Below are 21241 nucleotides of genomic sequence, written 5' to 3'. Positions count from 1 at the left end.
CGGCAAGCGGCCAGCTGCGGCTTTCTGGGTCTATAGCAGCTGGGCGAAATCGTCCGGTGCGAGCGGGGCAGCGAATAGTCGCCCCTGCTGGCGATGGCAACCGAGGGCGAGCAGGGCGTCTTGCTGTTCAATGGATTCGACGCCGACCGCCTGCAGGCGCAAACCCAGCGCGGCCGATGCTGCAAGGGTTGCGGCGAGAACGCTGTGGTTGTCGGCATGGGTCAGATCGCGAATCAGCGCGCGGTCCAGTTTGAGCCGATGGACCGGGCGCTGGCGAAGCCGGGCGAGCGGCAGCGGCGTGGCGCCAACGCCGGTGATGGCGAGGCGCACCCCGGCGTTGTCGAGGGCGTACAGTGCTTTGACCAGATCGTCGTGGTCCTGCGTCAAGCAGCTTTCGGGCAGATTGAGTTCGATGGCGCTGGCCGGCAAGCCGGTTTCGGCGAGCACTTCGAGCAAGGTTTCTTGCAGGCGCCCGTAAGTCAGCATGTGCTCGGTGGCACCGATGGCGACGGGTGTCGTCTGGCCGGCCTGGTGCCATTCGGCCGCGTGCCGGCACACCATCCGCAGGGCTTGGCGGCCGATCTCCAGGTCAAGTCCGGCACTTTGTGCAATGGGGAGAAACTGATGGGCCGGGACGAGGCCCATGTCGGGATGCTGCCAGCGAACGAGCGCCTCGGCGGCAATGATGCATCCGGTCTGCGCGTCCACCACGGGCTGAAAGTACATGACCAGTTCATCGCGCTCAAGGGCGTGCGCGAGTGAGCGCTCGAGTGCGGCTTGTTCAAAGCTTGCCGTGTTGAGCTCATCCGTATGAAAGCGCACGGCGCCCGGGCCTTCGAGGCGCGCGCGCTCGAGTGCGGCCGAGGCCAGTGCGCACAGCTCGTCAAAGTCAGCGCCGTCGCCGGGAAACACCGCCGCACCGAGGCTGGCGGTGAGCGTCACGGATACCGGGCCTGCCTTGAAGGGGGTCTTGATGGCGTCGTGCAAGGCGTGGACTTCGCGCGTGACGTCACTGAGCAGTTCGACGCCATGAATCAGGGCGAGAAAGCGATCGCTGCCCACACGTGCCAGTTGAATTCGGGGGCTGCATTGACGGATGCGGGTGGCGAATTGCTGCAGCACCTGATCTCCCTGCGCGGTGCCATGGGCAGTGTTGATCTGCTTGAACTGGTCGATGTCCACAAAGGTCAGCGCCAGATGCTGCTGTTTTCGCAGCGCGCCGGGGGTGAGCTCGGTGAATCGCGCCCGAATGAAATGGGCCTTGGGCAGGCCCGTCATCGCGTCGTGATTGACCAGATAGTCGCTGCGCGCTTCGGCTTGCTTGCGGGCGGAGAGATCACTGAACAGCCCGATGTGGGCCACGGTGGCACCGTCGGCGTTGAGCACGCTGTTGAACGACAGCCATTCCGGGAAGGCTTCGCCCTTGCGGTTGCGCAGCCAGAACTCGCCTTGCCAGGCCTGATGGGTGCCAAGGCTGCTCTGCAAACGCTCAAAAAACGCATCGTCCTGCCGGCCACTGGCGGCGTCGGCGAGTGGCTTGCCGCGCAAGGCGTGGATGTCGAGCCCGGTCAGCGTGGTGAAGGCGGCATTGATCGACAAAATTTTGTGTTCGGCGTCCGTCACGATAACCGCGCGCGCATTGGTGCTGAAGATGTCGAAATCGACCGGCGAAGCCGATGTGCTGGCGCCGCCGTGGACGATCAGCCATTCGCTGTGGGTGCCGTCAAGGGCCTGGGCCTGAGTGTGCGCGGTGAAGGACTTGCCGCCGCCCAGCCACTGCCAGTTGCCGCTCTCAAGCGTGCTGACGGTGTCGCTGCGAAGTGTCGAGAGGCGCATGCCGACCAGTGCCGAGCGCTCCCGGCCGTGCATCGTGGCAGCCATGTCGTTGGCGGCGAGGATGGTGTGGTCGCTGCCGCGCACGACGAGCATGGCCTGGGGGGCATGGCGAAACACCTGACTGGCGCGGGTGTCCACTGCAGCGACCGGCGAGGATGCGCTCAGCAGCAGCACCTGCCAGCCGGGCTCCGGCCCCGCCAACAGGCGACCGTGCATGGCCGGGGCGCCATCGGTGGGCGTGACGGTGACCGGCCCGGATTCGCGGGCGGGGTCACTGAGTGAGCATAGTGCCGATAACGGGAGTCCGGTGAGGGCGCCGCCTTCGCGCGAGAAACGACGGCGGGCCGGCGCGTTGGCGGCCATGATCTTGCCGCGGGCATCAACAACCAGCGCCGCCTGGTCGAGTGCGGCGGCGAGGCGCGGCCAGACGGCGTCGGCGGCGCGTTGCACATTGGGGGTGAGTCCGGTGACCGGGTCGGGGCTGAGGATCAGGGCGTGCACGCCGGGCCGGATACGCGCGGCGGCGACATAGCTCAGATCGCGCTCGCGTCCGCCGGGCAGGCCGACCCGCAGGCTGCCGCGCATCTCGCCCTGGATGAACAGGGCGCCGCGGGCCTTGAGAAACGCGCGCTCAGTCGGGAACAGCGAGGACAGCGGTTGGCCGGCCAGATCGCGGTAGCTGCGCTCCAGCAAGCGACAGACGGCGCTGTTGACCTCCAGGATCGTTTCGTCGCTGGCGATGATCAGCCCCTCGTTCATGAGTTCGAACAAGGACAGATACAAGCCAGCTTCGGCCCCTTCTGTCAGGTCGGGGACGAAAAGATCGTCGGGTTCTCGGGGCACGGGAGCCAGTTCCATCGGCAGCCTGGATGAGGGTGATCGGGATGCTCACCATCATATCGACCTGTCGCGGTGGATCTTGACTTTGAAAGGGGGGCGTTTCCCCCTCTGTTTGTTCGTTTCAGTGCGGGCCCATCTGCGGACAGATGGGCCAGAAAATGGCTGAAAGCCTTGTGGGCTCAGCCTTTTCGGCCAACACCACCAAGCAGGAAGGCCACCGGGCGGTTGGCGCGCGACGGAGTGTCGGGTTTGGTGCTTGGGGCCTTGGGCGCGTCGCTGGCTTCATAGGGCTTGGCGTAATCGAAGCCGTCGGCGGCGACGGTGGATTTCTTGCGAGCCGGCGTGCGCGTGCGCTCGCTTCTGCCGCGCGGGGAGGCGCTCTCGTCGCCGCTTCGGCTGCGCGGGGCGGCGCTATCGGCACTGCCCCGGCTGCGGCGGCCGGCGTTGTCTTCGTTGCGGCCGCGGCGGCCGGTACTGGCGCCGTCGCTGTGGTCACGAACACCGGAGGCCTGGAAGTCTTCAACGGTATGTACCGGAATCGTCAGCTTGATCAGCTTTTCGATGCCAGCCAGGTTGCTGCGATCTTCGGGCGCGACGAGCGAAATGGCTTTGCCTTTCTTGCCGGCGCGACCGGTGCGCCCAATGCGGTGCACATAGTCTTCCGAGGTATTGGGCAGGACGTAGTTGACCACGTAGGGCAGGTCGTCGATGTCGAGGCCGCGGGCGGCCACGTCGGTGGCGACAAGCACGCGGGTGGTGCCGTTCTTGAAGCCTTCGAGGGCCTCGGTACGCTGCTGCTGGCTCTTGTCGCCATGGATGGCATCGGCCGGGATGTCGCAGCGGTTGAGGTAGTGGGTGAGTCGGCTGCAGCCGAACTTGGTATCGACAAACACCAGCACCTGGGCGTCGATGGTGGTCTTGAGCAGATGCACCAGCAGGTCACGCTTGCGGCTGGACTCGACCGGATAGACCTGGTGCTCGATGGTTTCGCTGACCATGTTGCGGCGGGCGACTTCGATCAGTTGCGGTTCGTTCAGCATCTGGTCGGCCAGCTTCTTGATTTCGTTCGAGAAGGTGGCGGAGAACAGCAGGCTCTGGCGCTGGTTGGGCAGCATCGAGAGGATGCGGCGGATGTCGGGGATGAAGCCCATGTCGAGCATGCGGTCGGCTTCGTCGAGAACCAGCATCTTCACCTGGTTGAGCTGGATGCTGCGCTGCTGGACGTGGTCGAGCAGACGGCCAGGGGTGGCCACCACGATCTCGACGCCTTCGCGCAGGATCTGCGTCTGGGCGCGCATGTCGACACCGCCGTAGATGCAGGTGGCGCGCAGCGGCAGGTAGCGGCTGTAGGTGAGCACCGACTCATACACCTGCATGGCCAGCTCGCGGGTCGGCGCCAGAATGAGGGCGCGAACCGGGTGGCGGGCGGGCGAGGTGCTGGTGCTGGCATGCGGGGCCAGGCGTTGCAGGACCGGCAGCGTGAAGCTGGCGGTTTTGCCGGTGCCGGTTTGCGCACCGCCCATCACGTCGCGGCCCGACAGTACGATCGGAATGGCGTCGCGTTGGATGGGGGTCGGCTCTGAGTAGCCGGCGTCTTCAACGGCGCGCAGCAGTTCCGGCATCAGGCCGAGATCGGCAAAAGTCATAGGCGGCGGGTGTCCTGAGTGGGCGCACGGCGCCCCAATAGGTGAGAAAACAAAGGATTATAACGCGTTGCGCTGTCGTTTCGGTGATCAGCGGAAGTCGGTTCGGCTGAGGTAGCCGGTGACCTCTTCGCGATCGTGGTAGAGCTGTTTGAAACGCAGCACATGCGGGACGCCGTTGAGCTTGTTTTCGATGATGTCCTGACACTTGAGGAGTGCGCCGTAGCGTTGCTTCATGGGGAGCTTGAGATTGAAGATCGCGTGGCGACAGCGCTTGTTGGCGCTCCAGTCGCCCATCAGCGTGGCGATCCGGCTGGGTTGCTCGACCATGTCGCACACCAGCCAGTCGACCGCGCGTGGCGGGCGCCAGGTAAAGCCGTCGGCACGGATGTGGGTGACCATGCCGCCGGCGAGCAGCTGTTTGTCCATCGGGCCATTGTCGATCGCGGTCACATACAGTCCGCGTTGCGCCAGCTGCCAGCTCCAGCCCCCCGGGGCGGCCCCCAGGTCGACGGCCTTGCCCTGCGGCCGCAGCCAGCGTTCGCGCTCCTTGTCGTCGAGTAGGCACATGAGCGCTTCGGCGAGCTTGAGCGTGGAGCGGCTCGGGGCCTCCGACGGCATGCGCAGGCGGGCGATGCCTTGCGGCCAGGGATTGGTGAGCTGGGCATTGCCGAGGCCGATCCAGGCCTGGGTTTCGTCGGGGAAGAACAGTTGGAGCTGCGGGTCGCGGCCGTTGGGGCGTAGCAGGCCGGCCTGCGCCAGGCCGTTTTCCAGCGGGCCGGCAAAGCGCTTGCAAAAACCGGAGCGGCTCTTGCCCTCGTTGGTGTCCGGATACTCGTACATCACGCTCGAGACGCGCGCGCCGGCCTTGCTCAGCGCCTCGACGATGGGTGTGACCCGGTCTCTGCTGGGGAGCGCCTCAATGGTGTGGATGACCGGCCAGGCCTGCCGCGCGAAGATCAGGTCGCGCCAGTTGAGCGCGGCCTGTACTTCAGACCAGATCAGCGGCTCGTCGAGCTGAAACATCACGTAACCGTCGCGCTCCCGCGCGGCGCTGGCGCGGCCGGGTATGCTGGCCAGCGTGGCGCGCTCTTCAAGCTCCGCCGCGACCTCTTTTTCGAAACCTGGGCGGCATTGGACGAGCAGGGCTGAGGCGATAGGCAGGGGCATGGAGGCGGGCACGACACAGAGGCAGAATGGCCGGATAATACTGGCATCCGATGCCGCTCGCCATGTTCGGGCGCAGATCATTGTGAGGAAGGCCAATGCAGTACCAACAATTGGGCCGCAGCGCGCTGGAGGTGTCGCGTGTTTGCCTGGGGACCATGACCTTCGGTCAGCAGAATACCGAGGCCGAAGCGCATGCGCAGCTCGATTGTGCCCGGGCTGCCGGCGTGAATTTCATCGATACCGCCGAGCTCTATGCGGTGCCCGCACGGGCCGAGACCTACGGCGCGAGTGAGCGCATCGTCGGGTCCTGGCTGCGCCGTCAGCCACGCGATCAGATTGTGCTGGCTACCAAGGTGGCGGGCCCGGCGCGCGGATTGCAGTGGATACGGGGCGGCCCGCTGGCGCTCGACGCGGCCAACATTCAGGCCGCGATCGAAGGCAGTCTGACGCGTTTGCAAACGGACTATGTCGATCTGTACCAATTGCACTGGCCCGAGCGAAACCAGCCCATGTTCGGGCAGTGGCAGTACGACCCGGCGCGGGAGCGCGACTGCACATCGATTCATGACCAGCTTGAGGCGCTGTCGGCTCTCGTCAAGGCCGGCAAGGTGCGTTATGTCGGGCTGTCGAATGAGCATCCTTGGGGTGTTGCCGAATTCGTGCGACTCGCTCGCGAGTACGATTTGCCCTGCATCGTGTCCGTTCAGAATGCCTACAACCTGCTCAACCGGATCTACGAGTACGGAATGGCCGAGTTGTGCGAACGCGAGAGCGTTGGCCTGCTGGCCTATTCACCGCTGGGTTTTGGTTTGCTGACGGGCAAGTATCTGACCGATCCGAAGGCGGCGGGGCGGCTCAATGCGTTTGCCGGTTTCGGCCAGCGCTATGACAAGCCAGGCGTCGCCCCGGCGGTCGCCGCCTATGCCCGGGTGGCGAAGGATTTTGGCCGTTCGCCCACGGCGTTGGCGCTGGCGTTTGTACTGGGGCGCTGGTTTGTGAGCAGTACCATTATTGGTGCGACCTCAATCGAACAGCTAAAGGAAAATCTCGATGCTGCCGATATGACACTGTCAGGCGATGAGCTCGCCGCGATTGACTCGGTGCATCTGCAGTGGAGCAACCCGGCGCCATGAGACCACGTGAAGTGAAGGACGCGATTCTGTGAAAGAGATTGTCGCCGCGACCGATTTGAAGATCGGCATGTTCGTCGCTGAGCTGGATCGGCCGTGGCTGGATTCCCCCTTTCTGATCCAGGGCTTCGTCGTCGAAAACCAGGCCACACTGGACAAGCTTCAGGCCCTGTGCCGGTTTGTGTCGGTGGATTGGCAGCGCAGCACGGGCGAGCACTATCGTGCGCCAGTGCGCGAATCGGTGGCGTCGACCGTTGGGCACAGCCTTGCCGGCGCTGCCCGCATTGCCGGGCGCACCGAGGCGCCTCGGCCAAAACACGATTTTGTGGATGTGTTGCGTTGGCTGCGCAGCGGCGGAGCGCCGCCGCCCGAATTGTCGCCGCCGTCGGCGGCCCGCCCGCGGGTCGATGCGGAGGCACCGGCAGGACGTCCCGCCACGAACTATGCGTCAGACGACGAGGCGCCGTTGCGTGAAGGCTGGCGCGCGCGCATGTCACGCTGGTTTGCCCGGGAAGAGGCGCCCGCGCCCTATGTGGCGGCGGACCCCCTGGCCAATAAGGATGAAGACCTCGGTCCGAAGCGCGAGGGCGCCAGTGCAACGGTCTGGATCGAGTCGGCTGCGGTGGAGGATGAACTGTTCCTCGCCACGCCGGCCTACGAGTCGACACAGACCACCGTCGAACAACTGGTGGCGGATGTGCAGCAGAACCTGCGTCCGGACATGGAGCGGGTGCGCAGCAATGTCGAAGACATGATGCAGAGCGTGGTGCGCAACCCCGACGCGCTGCTGTGGCTCACCCGGCTCAAGCGAACCGATCAGTACGCCTATGACCACGCGCTTGATGTCAGCGTGCTGCTGATGGTGTTTGCGCGGTCGCTGGGCATGACGGCGCATGAGATGACGCTGCTGGGTATCGTTGGCTTGATGCAGGATATCGGCAAGGTGCGACTGCCGCCGCGACTGCTCAAAAAATCCGGCCTGATCACCCCGCTGGAGCGCCAGATATTCCAGGCCCATGTCGACTATTCGCTGGCGATTCTGAAAGACACGCCCGATGGCTCCCCCGAGGTCCTCGAGATTGTCGCGCGCCATCATGAGCGCTACGACGGCTCCGGCTATCCGGACGGTTTGGCGGGCGACGCCATTGGGCGCTATAGCGAAATGGCGGGGCTGGTCGATACCTACTGCGCGATGACGCGAGAGCGGCCGTGGGGTGATGCGCTCAGCCCTCAGAGCGCGCTTGAACAGATCAACACCATGCGCGAGCGCGACTTCTCCGAGACGGTGGTCGATACCTTCATCCAGTGTGTCGGCCTCTATCCGGTGGGGACGCTGGTGGCGCTGAATACGGGCGAGGTGGCGGTGGTGATTGCGCAAAATCAGGTCCGCCGCTTGCGACCGCGGGTGCTGGTGCTGTTGGCTCCGGACCACTCCCCTAACGCGCACCCGCCGACACTCGATCTGCTCTACGACCCGGTGGCGCCCGATGGGTCAGTCTATGAAATCCGCAAGGCCTTGCCACCGGGCGCCTACGGCATCGATCCGAAGGAGTTCTACCTCGGATGAACGCCGCGCTCCGTGCGACTTCGACTGCGCTGGCTTTGCTGGACGAAGCGGATCTCGCTCGTCTGCTGACACAGCAGGGTTTTCAGCCGGAAGATCGCGCGGCGGTGCGCGCCTTTGGCCGCGTGGTCAGTCGCGACCAGTTGCAGGCCGACTTTGCGACCGCCTTTCTGTCTCGCGCCGGTGCGCCGGTGGCGCCGGATGCCGCCGACGCCGAGGCGGCGTTTTGCGACGAGTTGCTCGATATCTGTCATTGGCAGGGCGACGCCGACTGGTTCAACCGCCTGGCCGCACGGTGGCGCGACTGTCTCGACCGCGGGGTGTCCGATCACTTCCCCTGGGCGGCCTGTGGCGCCTTGCTGTCCGCTTGCCGGGACCGGCTTGTCGGGGGGCGCGCCGAGGTCTTTCAGCTCGAAATGGATCTGCTCACCGGCTTGGTGCGGGTCATCTGGGCCTTGGCGGCCTATCTGGCCGAAGTGGGCATTTCGCGAGAGCGTGAAAAGCTGCGCGCTTTTACCTTAGTCGATGCGCACACCGGTTTGCCCAATCGCCGTCGCTTCGAGCAAGTGCTTGAGGCGGCGCTGGCGGTGGCCAGTGCGGACTGGTCGGTGGGGCTGGTGATTCTGAGCTTGCGGGCAGGCGATGCGTCGGCCTCCTTGCTGGCAGGCGAGCGTGAGCGTGTGCAACTGGCCGTCAGCGAGCGCCTCGCCACCGCGATCCGCGATGGCGATGTGCTGTGTCTGACCGGTGAAGATGAGTGGTCGCTGGTGCAATGCGCCGTGCGCTCTCCCGCACAGGTCCTGCTGGCCGCGCACAAGTTGCGGGAGGTCGCGCTGAGCGCCGTGGCCTCGCTGGACGTGGCCAAACACCTGATGATCGGTGCCGGCGGCGCCAGCGGACCGGTGGATGCCGCCGATGCCAAAGGACTTGAACGCGCCGCGCGCAACGCCTTGTTCGCCGCCCGGGATGCGCGTCAGCCGGTGGCCATGTACTCGCCGGCGGCGGCTCAGACGTCGCATGCGGCGGCCGGTCTCGAGCAAGAGTTCATGCGCGCGCTGGCGATGCAACACTTTGAACTGTTCTTGCAGCCGCAGATTGATGTCGCCACCGGAGCGTGTCGTAGCGTCGAGGCCTTGTTGCGCTGGCGGCGTGTCGAGGGCAGTTGGGTGGCGCCGCCGGCGGTGATTGAACTCGCTGAACGCTCAGGCGGCGGCGCTCAGATGCTGCGCTCCTTGTTGTCGCGGCAGGCGCGTATCGCCGATGAACTGGCGCGGGCCGGGGTCGATGTGGCGGTGATGCTCAATCTGACCTCTCAAGATATTCGCGACCCAGATTTGCCCGCCCTGGTGCGCCAGTCGCTGGATAGCTGGCGGGTTCCCGCTCATCGCGTGGGATTCGAGCTCACCGAGGGGGCGTTGCTGGTCGACGAACCTGCCGCGGGCAAGGTGGTCGCGGCGCTCGGCGAGGCCGGATATGCCGTGGCGCTGGACGACTTCGGTACCGGGTATTCGTCGCTGTCGCATCTGCGCCGTCTGCCCGTCGATGAGCTGAAGATTGATCGTCAGTTTGTGGCTGGCGTGTGCACCGATGAGCAAGATCGCGCCATGGTCGAAGCCTTGCTGGTGATGGCGCGTGCGTTCAAGCTGCGGGTTGTCGCCGAGGGCATTGAGACCGAAGCGCAGGCGAGCCTGCTGACGGAAATGGGCTGCGATCGCTTGCAGGGCTACTTTTTTGCCCGGCCCATGAACGTTGAGGCGTTTGTGCGGTGGTGGCGCGCGCGCTATGTTCAGCCGGTCGTGCCGCTAGGGACCTGACGCCGTGGCGGGTTCACGGGCGGCGGCTGTAGCGCGGGCGCGGTGCGTCGGGCTCGGCCGCATGCGCCTCGGGGGCGGCAGTTTTTGTTTCATCCGATTGGGTCGGGTTGGGTGTTTCGGTCATTGTCGGTGGCACCACGTCGATCTTGTTTTCGACCATGTAGTCGTTCATATTCCGCCACCCGTTGAACACGTCGGCTTTGGACGCTTTGGGGTTGAGCGAAAAACAATCCTCCAGCGCGCGGCCGGCGTGGCGGCAGGCGCTGCCGATGGCTTCGCCTTCGGCCTGCGCCCGGGCAGCTTCTTTTACCGGATCGGGAATGCCCAATTCCTCGCAGCCGGTGAGGGTGGCGATCAGCGCAAAGGCAATGGCGGCAGATTGAAGTGTCATGGTGAATACCAAATAGGGTCCGACGATGAAAGATATCGTCGCCCCAGGCAAAATCTTGAGCGGCGTTGCCGCGCAAAATTTCGGATCAAGCGAGTTGTCCGCGCACATCGCGGGAGGAAGGTCTGATGTTGATGCAATCGATGTCGAAAATGTGGCGTTATGGGCTGGTCGCGGCGCTGGCGTCCGCGGGGCTGACACACGCAGCCGGCGAGCCACATGTGGTGAGCTTGTCGCATGTTTTCGATGCAGAGCGGGCCCAGCAGCTCGAGACTTTGGTCGAGCGCTTCAACGCCGCGGATCGCGGTGGGCGGGTGCGTGTCGTGGCTGACCCCACGGCCGAAGCGGAAGCGGCGATTCAGATCGTGCAAGGCGACGCCGAGCAGGCCTTGCGAAAACGCGGCGCTTACCGACCGCTCTATCAGGTCATGGCGGAGTCCGGCATGGCGCTTGGCCGCGACAAGGTGCTGGCGGCGTTTGATCGCGACACCACCGATTCACGAGGCCGTCGCGTGGCCTTGCCGGTGGGCATGCATACGCCGGTGCTGTTCATCAATCGCCAGGCCTTTATCGGCGCCGGGCTCGACCCGGATGCGCCGCCGCGGACATGGCGTGAGCTGCAGGATGCGCTCGGCAAGCTCTTTGATGCCGGACAGGCGTGCCCCGGTACTGTGTCCAATCCCAGCTGGGTCATGGTCGACAACGTCAGCGCGCGCCAGAATGTGGCGGTCACCCGGCAGGCCGGGCGCAAGGAAGAGCTGTCGGTCAACGGCATGCTCCAGATCCGCCATATTGCACTGATGGCCAGCTGGGTGCGGGCGCGCTATCTTCACCTGCATGGCGCGGGTGCCGAGCCACTTGAGCGATTCAAGCGCGGCGAGTGCGCAGTGATTGCGGCAGAGTCAGCGCATTGGCCCGAGTTCCGCCAATCGGCGGGGTTTGACGTCGGCGTCAGCGAATTGCCTTTTTATGATGACTTTCCCGGTGGTGTGGGCGCGACCCTCGCCGACGGCCCAACGCTTTGGGTTGCCAAGGGCAAGAAGCGCGACGACTACAAAGTCGTCGCCAGGTTTGTGCGCTTTTTGCTGAAACCCGAAAACCAGCTGGCCTGGCAGCGCGGCACCGGCTATTTGCCGATGGACGAGAAAGGCAGCTTGGCCGGCGGTGGTGTGGCCAGCGATCAGCCCAATCTGGTGGTGGCCCGCAAACAACTCGGCGTGAGTGCCAAAGGCAGCCCGGTCAGTACCGAACTGCCCCGGCAAGCCCGTGTGCGGACCATTCTCGACGAAGAACTCGAAGGGGTCTGGACCGATCGCCAGCCCGCCAAGCAGGCGCTGGACAACGCCGTGACCCGGGTGAGCAACGAAAAGTGAGCGCACGCGCCGCCCACCGCTGGCCATGGCCGGCGGTGATCGCCCATCGCTGCGGCGGCCTGCTTGCGCCTGAAAACTCGATCGAAGGCCTGGTGCGCGCGCAGGCCATTGGTTGTCGCGGTGCGGAGTTCGACGCCATGCTCGCCGCCTGTGGTACCCCGGTGCTGATGCACGATGACACGCTGGAGCGCACCACCACCGGGCGCGGCCGGGTGGCGCAGACGTCGTGGGCTGCGCTGTCGCAGGTCGCGCTGAAAACGCGTGACGGCAGCGTGTCGGCGGAGGCCATCCCCAGCCTGGCGATGGCGCTCGATGCCTGCTTGCGCCTCGGGATGACGCCCAATATCGAAATCAAACCCTCGGCCGGTGCGGACCATGCGACGGGGCGTGCCGTGGCGGATGTGGCCGCCGCGCTGTGGCAGCGTCCGGGCGTGACGCCGCCCTTGTTGTCTTCGTTTTCTCCCGCCGCGCTAGAGGCCGCGGCACTGGCTGCGCCTGCGCTGCCCAGAGCCTTGCTTCTTGAGTTCGTGCAGGACGACAGTCTTGTCGTGGCACACGCGCTGGGATGTGTGGCGGTGGTCGTTGAACAAAGTCAGCTCGGCCCGCAGCTCATCGCGCAGGCGCATGATGCCGGTCTTGGCATCGCCATCTACACCGAGAACGATGCCGAGCGCGGGCAGCAATCGCTGGCCTCGGGTCTGGATGGCCTGATCACCGATCGACCGGAGCGGTTTTTGCGCTGACAACCGTCATGCCGGGCGCTGCCTTGACCATCCGGCTTGACGCTCTGGTGTCCCGCTCATACCATCGCCCTTTTCCTGCTCGCCGCGGTCCCATTTTGTCAGCCCAGCACCTCTTCGCTCCGATCGCCGACGATATGGCGGCCGTGAATCAAGTCATCCGCCAACGGCTCCACTCCGAAGTGGTGTTGATCCGGCAGATCGCCGAATACATCATCAACAGTGGTGGCAAACGCCTGCGCCCCGCGCTGGTGCTGTATACCGCACGCGCCATGGGATATCAGGGCACGGCACACCACGAGTTGGCCACCGTCGTCGAGTTCATTCATACGGCGACGCTGCTGCATGACGACGTGGTCGACGAGTCCTCCTTGCGCCGTGGTGCCAAAACCGCCAACGCCCTGTTCGGCAATGCCGCCTCGGTGCTGGTGGGCGACTTCCTCTATTCCCGCGCTTTCCAGATGATGGTGTCCGTTGGCGACATGCACATCATGGAAGTGCTGGCGGATGCGACCAACACCATCGCCGAAGGCGAAGTGCTGCAATTGCTCAACTGCCACGACGCTGATGTGTCGGTGGATGCGTATCTGAAAGTGATTCGCTACAAGACCGCCAAGCTGTTCGAAGCGGCCGCGCGCCTTGGCGGCATCCTCGGCGGCGCCAGCCCCGACGTCGAAGCGCAGCTCGGTCGGTTCGGCATGCATCTGGGCACGGCTTTCCAGCTGATCGACGACGTGCTCGACTACTCCGGTGAAGAAGCGGCCACCGGCAAGCACCTTGGCGATGACCTCGCCGAAGGCAAGCCCACCTTGCCGCTGATCCACGTCATGCAGCACGGCACGCCCACGCAAGCGGCGCTGGTGCGCAAAGCCATCGAAGAAGGCGGGCGTGATGCGTTTTCAGAGATTCACGCGGCCATTCTGGCCACCGGCGCGCTCGAGGCGACGCGCGAGGTCGCCAAGCGTGAATCGAAACTCGCAATCGACGCATTGAGCGTACTTCCAGCTTCCCTTTTCAAGGATCGTCTGCTAGAATTATCGGACTTTGCAGTTGGGCGAGATCACTGATCTTCTCAGCTGCAAAAATGCGTCGGGGAATAGCTCAGCCTGGTAGAGCACTGCGTTCGGGACGCAGGGGCCGGAGGTTCGAATCCTCTTTCCCCGACCAAAAATCGTTAGCAAAAAAGCCACTCGAAAGAGTGGCTTTTTTGTTTTCTGGCGTGGATCTGCGCCAGCGGGTACCGCTCTGGCGCAGATTTCCAGCGATGTGGTTGGCGGTGGCTGCTTACGGCTCAAGCACGAGCGACCACAACTGGCTCACCGCCTCACGGTGCGCGCTGATCGGCTCGGCGGACACTTCGACCCGAAGCCCGTTGAGGCGTTGGCGGTGTTGCAGGCGGCGGAATTCGCGGTAGGTGTCGCCGCTGCGCTGTGCCAGGTCGGCAGGGATCAGGCCCAGCTCGCCTGCGATTCGCAGCAAGGCGATATTGCCGAGGTTGCCGGCGAGTTCGGGGTGCTGGTGGGCGTGGGCGAGCACGAGGTACTGAACGATGAATTCGACGTCGACCAGCCCGCCGCGATCATGCTTGAGGTTGAATAGCGTGCTCTTGTTGCTGTGCGCCTCCATCATTTTCTTGCGCATGGCAATCACCTCGGCACGCAGGGTGTCGTGGTCGCGCGCTTGGCGCAGCACATCGATGCGGATGGCTTCGAAGGCTTCGCCGACCCGTGGATCGCCCGCCGAGAAGCGGGCGCGCGTCAGTGCCTGATGCTCCCAGCGCCAGGCGGACTCGAGTTGATATTTCCGGAAGGCGTCGACGCTGCAGGCGAGCAAGCCCGAGTCGCCGTTGGGGCGCAAGCGCAGGTCGGTTTCAAACAGCTGGCCGGCGGCGGTCTGGCTGGAGAGCCAGGTGTTGATGCGCTGGGCGAGGCGTGAGTAGTGTTCGGCGGCTTCGGGGTGCGGGTCGTCGTAGAGGAAGACGATGTCGAGGTCCGAGGCGTAGCCGAGTTCTTTGCCGCCGAGCTTGCCGTAGCTGACGATTGCAAAGGCGGGGGCCTCTTCGTGGTGGCGGCGACGGATCTTGCGCCAGCACAGCGGAATGGTGATGTCGAGCAGGACGTCGGCGAGTGCGGAGAGGTGATCGGACAGGGCTTCGACGGTGAGGACGCCGGCGAGGTCTTGAGTGAGTAGCCGGAAGGCCTGGGTGTGATGCTGCTCGCGCATCAGATCCATCTGGCGTTCCATGTCGGGCTCGATGTTGTCGCATTGCCGGCGCAGATCGGTGGCAAAGGCCGGCCAGTCTGGCTGGCTTTCGAGTTGGCGGGCATCGAGCAGTTCGTCGAGCAGAATCGGGTGGCGGGCGAGATATTGCGCCGCCCAGCGTGAAACGGAAACCAGTTCAGCCACTTTGTTCAGGGCTTGCGGGTATTGCTGGAGCATGGCGAGGTAGGCGCCGCGGCCACCGATGGCGTCGAGCAGGTCGAGGCAGCGCGAGAGGGTGTCGTCGGCGTTGCTGGCTTCGGCCGCGGCGTCGACCACGCGTGGCACCAGGGCGTCGAAGCGGCTTTTGATCTTGGGCGGCAGTTGCTGGTAGCGGGTGCCGCGGTGCAGGCTCTGAAGCCGGCGGGCGGAGGTCTCGGGTTCGGCGTAGTTGAGTTTTTCGAGCAAGGGCACGATGGTGGGGATGTCGTCGGCTTCGAGCCAGACGGCGTCCAGGTCGTGGCCATCTTCATCCGGGTCGCCGAAGACCATGCTGAAGTGCTGGGTGACCTTGGCGCGGTGACGGTCGAGTTCGCCGAGCAGCGCGTCGTAGTCGTCAAAGCCCATGGCGCGTGCGATCAGCGCTTGGTCATCGGGCTGAACCGGCAGGTCGTGGGTTTGCGCGTCGTCGAGGTACTGGAGTCGGTGCTCGAGCCGACGCAGGAAGACGTAGGCCTGTTTGAGACTGGTAACGACATTGGGGTCGAGCACGCCTTGCCCGGCCAGGAGGTCGAGCACCTTCTGGGTCGGTTTGATCTGCAGCTGTTCTTCCCGCCCGCCACGAATGAGCTGAAACACCTGGGCGATGAACTCGATCTCGCGAATGCCGCCGGGGCCGAGTTTGATGTTGTTGGCGCGCTCCTTGCGAGCGACTTCGCGGCGGATCTGCGCATGCAGGTCGCGCATGGCGTTGATGGCGCCGAAGTCGAGGTATTTTCGGAAAACAAAGGGGCGGGTGATGGCGTTGAGTTGCTCGAAGCGCTTGCCGAGCATGACGCGTGCCTTGATCCAGGCGTAGCGCTCCCACTCGCGGCCCTGGGCGATGAAGTAGTTTTCGAGCATGTCGAAGCTGCACACCAGCGGACCGGAGTCGCCGTTGGGGCGCAGGCGCATGTCGACCCGGAAGACCTGGCCGTGCTCGGTGATGTCGGCCAGCGCTTGGATGATGCGTTTGCCGAGGCGTTCGAAGAATTCGAAGTTGCTGATCACCTTTTCGCCGCCGGTGTCGCCGTCGTCGGGGTAGACAAAGATGAGGTCGATGTCCGAGGACACGTTCAGTTCGCGTCCGCCCAGCTTGCCCATGCCGACGATCAGCAATTCCTGCTCCCAGGCGCCGGGCGCCAGCGGCAGGCCGTGGCGTTGCACCAGGGCTTCGCGTTCGATGTCATGCGCGACGCGCACCGCGTAGTCGGCGAAGGCGCTCATGGTTTCGGTGACTTCGGTCAGATCGGCGTCGCCGGCCAGGTCGCGTATGGCAAGATGGCAGAGCACCCAGGTGCGCAGTTTTCGCAGTGCGGCGCGCATGCTGTCGCGGTCGAGGCTGGGCGGGTCGACAAAGGTGGCCATGGCGGCGGTGTCGAGTGGTGCGTCGAGATGGCTCGCCAGTTGCCCGGCCAGCCAGGTGCGGCTTTGCAGCATCTGCTTCAGATAGCGTGAGAAGGGCAGTGCGGCACGAATTTTTTCAGGCAGCTCGGCCTGTTCGATCAGGGACATGGTGAATCCGGCTTGGTAGAATGTGCGGGATGCGTTTGGCCTCATCCGGCATGCCGGTGGGTGCAACGCAACCCCATGGTGCTCCCAGTCCTTCAGGATACTCAAATCACTTCCGCCGTGCCTACTGCCGAGTCTGCCGCGCCGCGCCCCGTTCGCCGGTGGCGCCGCCGCTTACTGACCGGTTTGCTGATCCTGTACTTCCTGTTTGGTGCGGTGATCCTTGTGCTGCGCTACGGCGTGCTGCCCGACATCGAGCGTTGGCGTGCGCCCATCGCGCAACAGGCGGCGGCCGCGCTGGGCGTGCCGGTCAGCATCGCGTCGATCGAGGCGGACTGGTCGGGGCTTCGGCCGCGTTTGCACTTGAAGGATGTGGTCCTGCGCGACGGCGAAGGCGAGGCGGCGCTGATGTTGCCGCAAGTTGACGCGACCCTGGCCTGGTCCTCCCTGCTCAAGCTGAAGCCGTATTTTCATCGCTTGGAGGTCGTCGCCCCCGAGTTGCATATCGCGCGCAATGCGGCGGGCCAGTTGTCGGTGGCCGGGCTGCCGGTTGCCGCCAGCGGTGAGGATGACGGCGAAGCGCTGCACTGGCTCATGGCGCAACGGCAGATCGTCATCCGACAGGCGACCGTGGTGTGGCGCGACGCGATGCGGCAGGCGCCGCCGCTGCGGCTGGCAGATGTGAATTTTCGGTTGGTCAAAGGTTTTGGCAAGCATTCCGTGGGGCTGACCATGGCGCCTGAGGGGCCGCTGGCCGAACGGGTGGATGTGCGCGTCGATTTACGCGAGTTCGACGAGCGCGCGCCGACGGCGTGGACCGGGCGTGTGTTTGCGTCGGTCACCCGCGCTTCGCTCGATAGCCTTCACGCCTGGGTGGATGTGCCCGCCGCGCTGACCGGCTTTGGCAATGCCCGCGTCTGGATCGACCTGCTGGAGGGCGAGCCGACGCAGGCGACGGCCGATCTGGCGTTGCGCGATGCGCGCGCACAATTGGGCGAGGCCTTGCCGGCCTTGTCCTTGAATCGTCTCGGCGGGCGCATCAGTGTGAAACGCAGCGCGGCCGAGTTGGCGCTGAGCACACAGCACCTGGCGCTCGAAACCCGCGACGGCGTGGTGGTGGATCCGACGGATTTGCGCGTCAGTCGCGGTGGTGCGGCGGCCAGCCAACTCACGCAGTTTGAGGTCAATCAGCTTGATCTGGCGGCGTTGTCGGCCTTGGCCGTGCATCTGCCCCTGGACGAAGCCATGCGCGAGCGCCTGGCGGGGCTCGCACCGACGGGGCGTTTTACTCAGGTGGCGCTGCAGTGGACCGGCGATGCGGCAGCGCCCGCGGCGTGGCAGGTGTCGGCGGATTTCGATGGTGTCGGCATGCAGTCACGCGACAGCTTGCCCGGCTTGGCCGGGGTCAGCGGGCACATTGCCGGCAGCGAGGCCACGGGGCGTTTCCTGCTCGACAGCAAAGCCATGGCGCTTGATTTGCCCGCGGTGTTTGAAGCCCCCCTGGGTTTCGACACATTGTTTGCCGAAGGGGGCTGGCAACGGCGCGAGGGGGCGATGCGGATCGCGCTCGACAAGGCGCATTTTGCCAACGCCGATGCCGATGGCGAGGCCAGCGGCTACTACGAGCCGGTCGCGGACGGACCGGGGGTGATCGATCTTCAGGCGCGCTTGAGCGAGGCGGACGGCACCTCGGTGTGGCGCTACATGCCCAAGGTGGTCAATCTCGATACCCGGCAGTGGTTGCGCGACAGCATTACCGCCGGGCGCGGGCACGATGTCCGGCTGCGCTTGCAAGGCGATCTGGCGGATTTTCCGTACCGCGAAGGCGGCGGCATTTTTCTGATCACAGGAAAGATCAGCCGCGCCAAGCTCGACTACGCATCGGCCTGGCCGAAAATCGAGGCCATCGAAGGCGGACTGCGCTTTGAGGGCGCACGCATGGAAATCACCGCCAGTCAGGGCCGGATTTTTGGCGTGCGTCTTGGCAAGGTGAAGGTCGTACTGCCGGATCTGGACGTGCCCGACGAGGTAATTACCATCACTGGCGTGGCGAACGGCGGCACGCAGGATTTTCTGCGCTTTGTCGGCGATAGCCCGGTGCGCGAGCGCATTGACGGCTTTACCGACGATATGCGGGCCGAAGGCGACGGCAGCCTCGATCTCAAACTGGTGCTGCCCTTGCGGCACGTGGTGGATACCGAGGTGGTCGGGCGCTATCGTTTCAAGGACAACACGCTGACGGTGGTGCCGGGTCTGGCGCCGATCGTCGAGGCGGCAGGTACGGTGAACTTCACGGCGAGCGAGCTGAGTATCCCGCAGGCCTCCGGGCAGTTGTTCGGCAAGCCGATGACACTCAGTGCGGCCACGCTGGCCGATCGTGGCGTGCGCTTCGATGCCTCGGGTGCGGCGCAAATGTCGGCCGTGAGCGCGGCGTATCCCTTGCCGGTGTGGCCGCATCTGTCGGGTGAAACGCCATGGACGGCGCAGATTACCGTGCGCGGACGGCAGGCCGACGTGGTGGTCGAGACGCCCCTGAGTGGCGTCTCCAGCAGCTTGCCATCGCCGTTCAACAAGTCGGCCACGGAGCCTTGGCCGACGCGGGTCACGCTGCAGATGCAGCCCGACAGCCCCGTCAAACTCAGCGCCAACCTGGCCGATCGGATGAGCGTGCAGGTGGCGATTCCGCGCGGCAAGAACGCAGCGCCTGTGTCCGGTGGCGTGGGTATTGGTGCGCCGGCGCCGGCCAGCGAGCGCGGTGTGCTGGTGGCCATCGAGCAAGCGCATGTCGATGTGGACGCCTGGCGCATGGCGTTGCCGGCCGCGTCGGCGTCGGGGACGTCGTCGCTGCCGTTGGCCCGGGTCAAACTGAACACGCCGCGCCTGAGTGTTTCCGGTCTGGATCTGACGGCGGTGGCGGCCGAGGCCAGACAAAGTGACGACGGATGGCGGGTGACGCTCAAGGCCAGGGAGGCGGCGGGCGTTGTCGACTGGTTGCAGGCGGGCGAGGGAAGCGTGCACGCCCGGTTCTCTCATGTGCTGCTTGGCAAGGGCGCGGAAGACGCCGCGGAGGCGGTCGATTTCAAACCGCCCGAGTCCTTGCCGGCGCTGGATGTGGTGGTCGAACGCTTCGGCTTGCGCGGCTTGGAACTGGGGCGGCTTGATGTGCAGGCCTTCAATCGAGGCGGCCTGTGGCATCTGAATCGCCTGACGCTGGGCAGCCCGGATGGCGTACTTGCCGGCAGCGGTTTGTGGTGGCCGCAGGCGCCGGCAAAAACCGAGCTCGATTTCACGCTCGAAAGCCCCGATGTGGGCGCCCTGCTCAAACGCCTCGGCTATGCCGACGCGGTGCAGGGCGGGCGCGCCACGCTGGGGGGCAAGGTGGCGTGGCAGGGCGCGCCCACCGATGTCGATGTGGCCTCGATGACGGGCGTGCTGAATCTTTCGGCCGAGGAGGGGCAGTTCCGCAAGCTTGAGCCCGGCGTGGGGCGTCTGCTCGGTGTGCTCAGCCTGCAGTCCTTGCCGCGCCGGATTACGCTCGACTTCCGCGACGTATTCAGCGAAGGATTCGCCTTCGACAGCATTTCCGGTAGCATCGATGTCGATCAGGGCGTGCTGCGGACCGATCCGCTCGACATCCGCGGGCCGGCGGCGAAGGTGCAGATGCGCGGCTCGGCCAGTGTGCCGAACGAAACCCAGGATCTGCATGTCACAGTACAACCGACCCTGAGTGAAACCGTGGCCGTTGGCGCCGCGCTGGGGGCCGTCAATCCGGTGGCCGGCGTGGTGACCTACCTGGTGCAGAAGGCCTTGAAAGATCCGCTGGAAAAAGTCTTTGCCTTCGAATACGACATCACCGGCACCTGGACCGAGCCGGTGGTGACCAAGACCTCATCCGCGCCGCCCAAGAGCGGTGCAGGGAGCCAATAGCATGCGTTTTGACGCACCCGTTCGCATTGCTGCGATTCAGACCGTTTCGGGCCCGAATGTGGCCGAAAACCTCGCGATTGCCGGCGATCTGGTGGCCGAGGCCGCGCAGGCCGGTGCGGTGGTGATCGCGCTGCCCGAATACTTCCCGCTGATCAGCAGCGATGAAGACGACAAGGTACGCCTGCGTGAGCGCGACGGCAGCGGCCCGATCCAGCAGTTTTTGCAGGACGCGGCCAAGCGCCACGGCGTCTGGTTGATCGGCGGCACCTCGCCGCTGGTGGCCGACGCGGGCGACAAGGTGCGCAATGCCACGCTGGTGTTCAATTCGAACGGCGAGCGTGTGGCACGCTATGACAAGATTCACCTGTTCGGTTTTGATAACGGCGCGGAGCGCTATGACGAAGCCGAGACCATCGAGCCGGGCGAGTCGGTGGTCTGCTTTGACGCGCCCTGTGGTCGGGTCGGCTTGTCGGTGTGCTACGACTTGCGCTTTCCCGAGATGTTTCGTGCCATGGGGCTGGTCGATCTGATCGTCCTTCCCGCGGCGTTCACCTACACCACTGGGCTGGCCCACTGGGAAGTCCTGCTGCGTGCCCGCGCCATTGAAAACCAGTGCTACGTGATGGCCCCGGCGCAGGGCGGGCGCCACCCCAGCGGGCGGCGCACCTATGGCGATACCCTTATCATCGACCCGTGGGGCGAGGTGCTGGCGCGACGGGCCGAAGGCCCCGGCGTGGTGCTCGCCGAGATGGACCCGGCGCGCATCGCCGATGTCCGTACCCGCTTGCCGGCGCTGTCACACCGCCGGCTTTCCTGAATTGACTGACCGGGTCGCGCCTCTGGCCGC

The 21241-nt window shown here is 65.2% G+C and carries 13 protein-coding genes and 1 tRNA gene; 9 read left to right on the top strand and 5 right to left on the bottom strand.

From position 1 onward, the window contains the following. Positions 1-30: 30 nt before the first annotated feature. The 3 genes from FHP91_RS11465 to rlmM all read right to left on the bottom strand — a co-directional run bounded on the left by FHP91_RS11465 (position 31) and on the right by rlmM (position 5489). Positions 31-2679 (bottom strand): sensor domain-containing protein, encoded by a 2649-nt coding sequence (locus FHP91_RS11465; protein ID WP_186301522.1) that lies wholly within the window; start codon positions 2677-2679, stop codon positions 31-33. Between the two features lie 176 nt (positions 2680-2855). Beyond that, positions 2856-4322, bottom strand: a complete 1467-nt coding sequence (locus FHP91_RS11460; RefSeq protein WP_144309735.1) for a DEAD/DEAH box helicase — start codon at positions 4320-4322, stop codon at positions 2856-2858. A gap of 87 nt (positions 4323-4409) precedes the next feature. After that, entirely contained in the window at positions 4410-5489 is a 1080-nt protein-coding gene (rlmM, locus tag FHP91_RS11455; protein ID WP_144309734.1) for a 23S rRNA (cytidine(2498)-2'-O)-methyltransferase RlmM, read from the bottom strand. Positions 5490-5584: 95 nt separating this feature from the next. Between rlmM and FHP91_RS11450 the strand changes: the two genes are divergently transcribed. Genes FHP91_RS11450 through FHP91_RS11440 form a run of 3 tightly spaced genes read left to right on the top strand, consistent with a single transcriptional unit; the run spans position 5585 to position 9997 of the window. Further along, on the top strand, positions 5585-6622 hold the full coding sequence (locus tag FHP91_RS11450) for an aldo/keto reductase (RefSeq protein WP_144309733.1): 1038 nt from the start codon (positions 5585-5587) through the stop codon (positions 6620-6622). 28 nt (positions 6623-6650) lie between these two features. Next, positions 6651-8186, top strand: a complete 1536-nt coding sequence (locus tag FHP91_RS11445) for an HD-GYP domain-containing protein (RefSeq protein WP_144309732.1) — start codon at positions 6651-6653, stop codon at positions 8184-8186. Further along, entirely contained in the window at positions 8183-9997 is a 1815-nt protein-coding gene (locus FHP91_RS11440) for a putative bifunctional diguanylate cyclase/phosphodiesterase (protein ID WP_144309731.1), read from the top strand. Before FHP91_RS11445 ends, FHP91_RS11440 begins: the two co-directional genes overlap by 4 nt. 13 nt (positions 9998-10010) lie before the next feature. Here FHP91_RS11440 and FHP91_RS11435 read toward each other — a convergent pair whose 3' ends face one another. Continuing rightward, complete coding sequence (locus FHP91_RS11435; protein WP_186301521.1) at positions 10011-10388, bottom strand: hypothetical protein; 378 nt, start codon at positions 10386-10388, stop codon at positions 10011-10013. A 125-nt stretch (positions 10389-10513) separates the two neighbouring features. Between FHP91_RS11435 and FHP91_RS11430 the strand changes: the two genes are divergently transcribed. From FHP91_RS11430 to FHP91_RS11415, 4 genes are all read left to right on the top strand, one after another. Beyond that, on the top strand, positions 10514-11758 hold the full coding sequence (locus tag FHP91_RS11430; RefSeq protein ID WP_144309730.1) for an extracellular solute-binding protein: 1245 nt from the start codon (positions 10514-10516) through the stop codon (positions 11756-11758). Then, positions 11755-12501 (top strand): glycerophosphodiester phosphodiesterase family protein, encoded by a 747-nt coding sequence (locus FHP91_RS11425; RefSeq protein ID WP_144309729.1) that lies wholly within the window; start codon positions 11755-11757, stop codon positions 12499-12501. The genes FHP91_RS11430 and FHP91_RS11425 overlap by 4 nt, the downstream gene beginning before the upstream one ends. A 95-nt stretch (positions 12502-12596) precedes the next feature. Then, a complete protein-coding gene (locus FHP91_RS11420; protein ID WP_144309728.1) occupies positions 12597-13565 on the top strand; it encodes a polyprenyl synthetase family protein in 969 nt (322 codons plus the stop codon). A 23-nt stretch (positions 13566-13588) separates the two neighbouring features. Next, positions 13589-13665 (top strand) — tRNA-Pro (locus FHP91_RS11415). Between the two features lie 117 nt (positions 13666-13782). Here the strand turns inward: FHP91_RS11415 and glnE are convergent. Then, positions 13783-16470 carry a bifunctional [glutamate--ammonia ligase]-adenylyl-L-tyrosine phosphorylase/[glutamate--ammonia-ligase] adenylyltransferase gene (glnE, locus tag FHP91_RS11410; RefSeq protein WP_144309727.1) on the bottom strand — a complete coding sequence of 896 codons (2688 nt, stop codon included), beginning with the start codon at positions 16468-16470 and terminating at the stop codon, positions 13783-13785. Between the two features lie 117 nt (positions 16471-16587). On the opposite strand from glnE, the gene FHP91_RS11405 reads away from it, so the two are divergent. Together FHP91_RS11405 and FHP91_RS11400 are read left to right on the top strand one after the other, a co-directional pair. Beyond that, complete coding sequence (locus FHP91_RS11405; protein WP_246116284.1) at positions 16588-20394, top strand: YhdP family protein; 3807 nt, start codon at positions 16588-16590, stop codon at positions 20392-20394. Between the two features lies 1 nt (position 20395). Further along, positions 20396-21211, top strand: a complete 816-nt coding sequence (locus FHP91_RS11400) for a carbon-nitrogen hydrolase family protein (protein ID WP_144309725.1) — start codon at positions 20396-20398, stop codon at positions 21209-21211. Positions 21212-21241: the final 30 nt, after the last annotated feature.

The organism is Denitromonas halophila, from assembly GCF_007625155.1.
Taxonomy (GTDB): Bacteria; Pseudomonadota; Gammaproteobacteria; order Burkholderiales; family Rhodocyclaceae; genus Nitrogeniibacter; species Nitrogeniibacter halophilus.
Note: the sequence above shows the minus strand (reverse complement) of the source record. Positions and strands in the feature narration are given on the sequence as shown.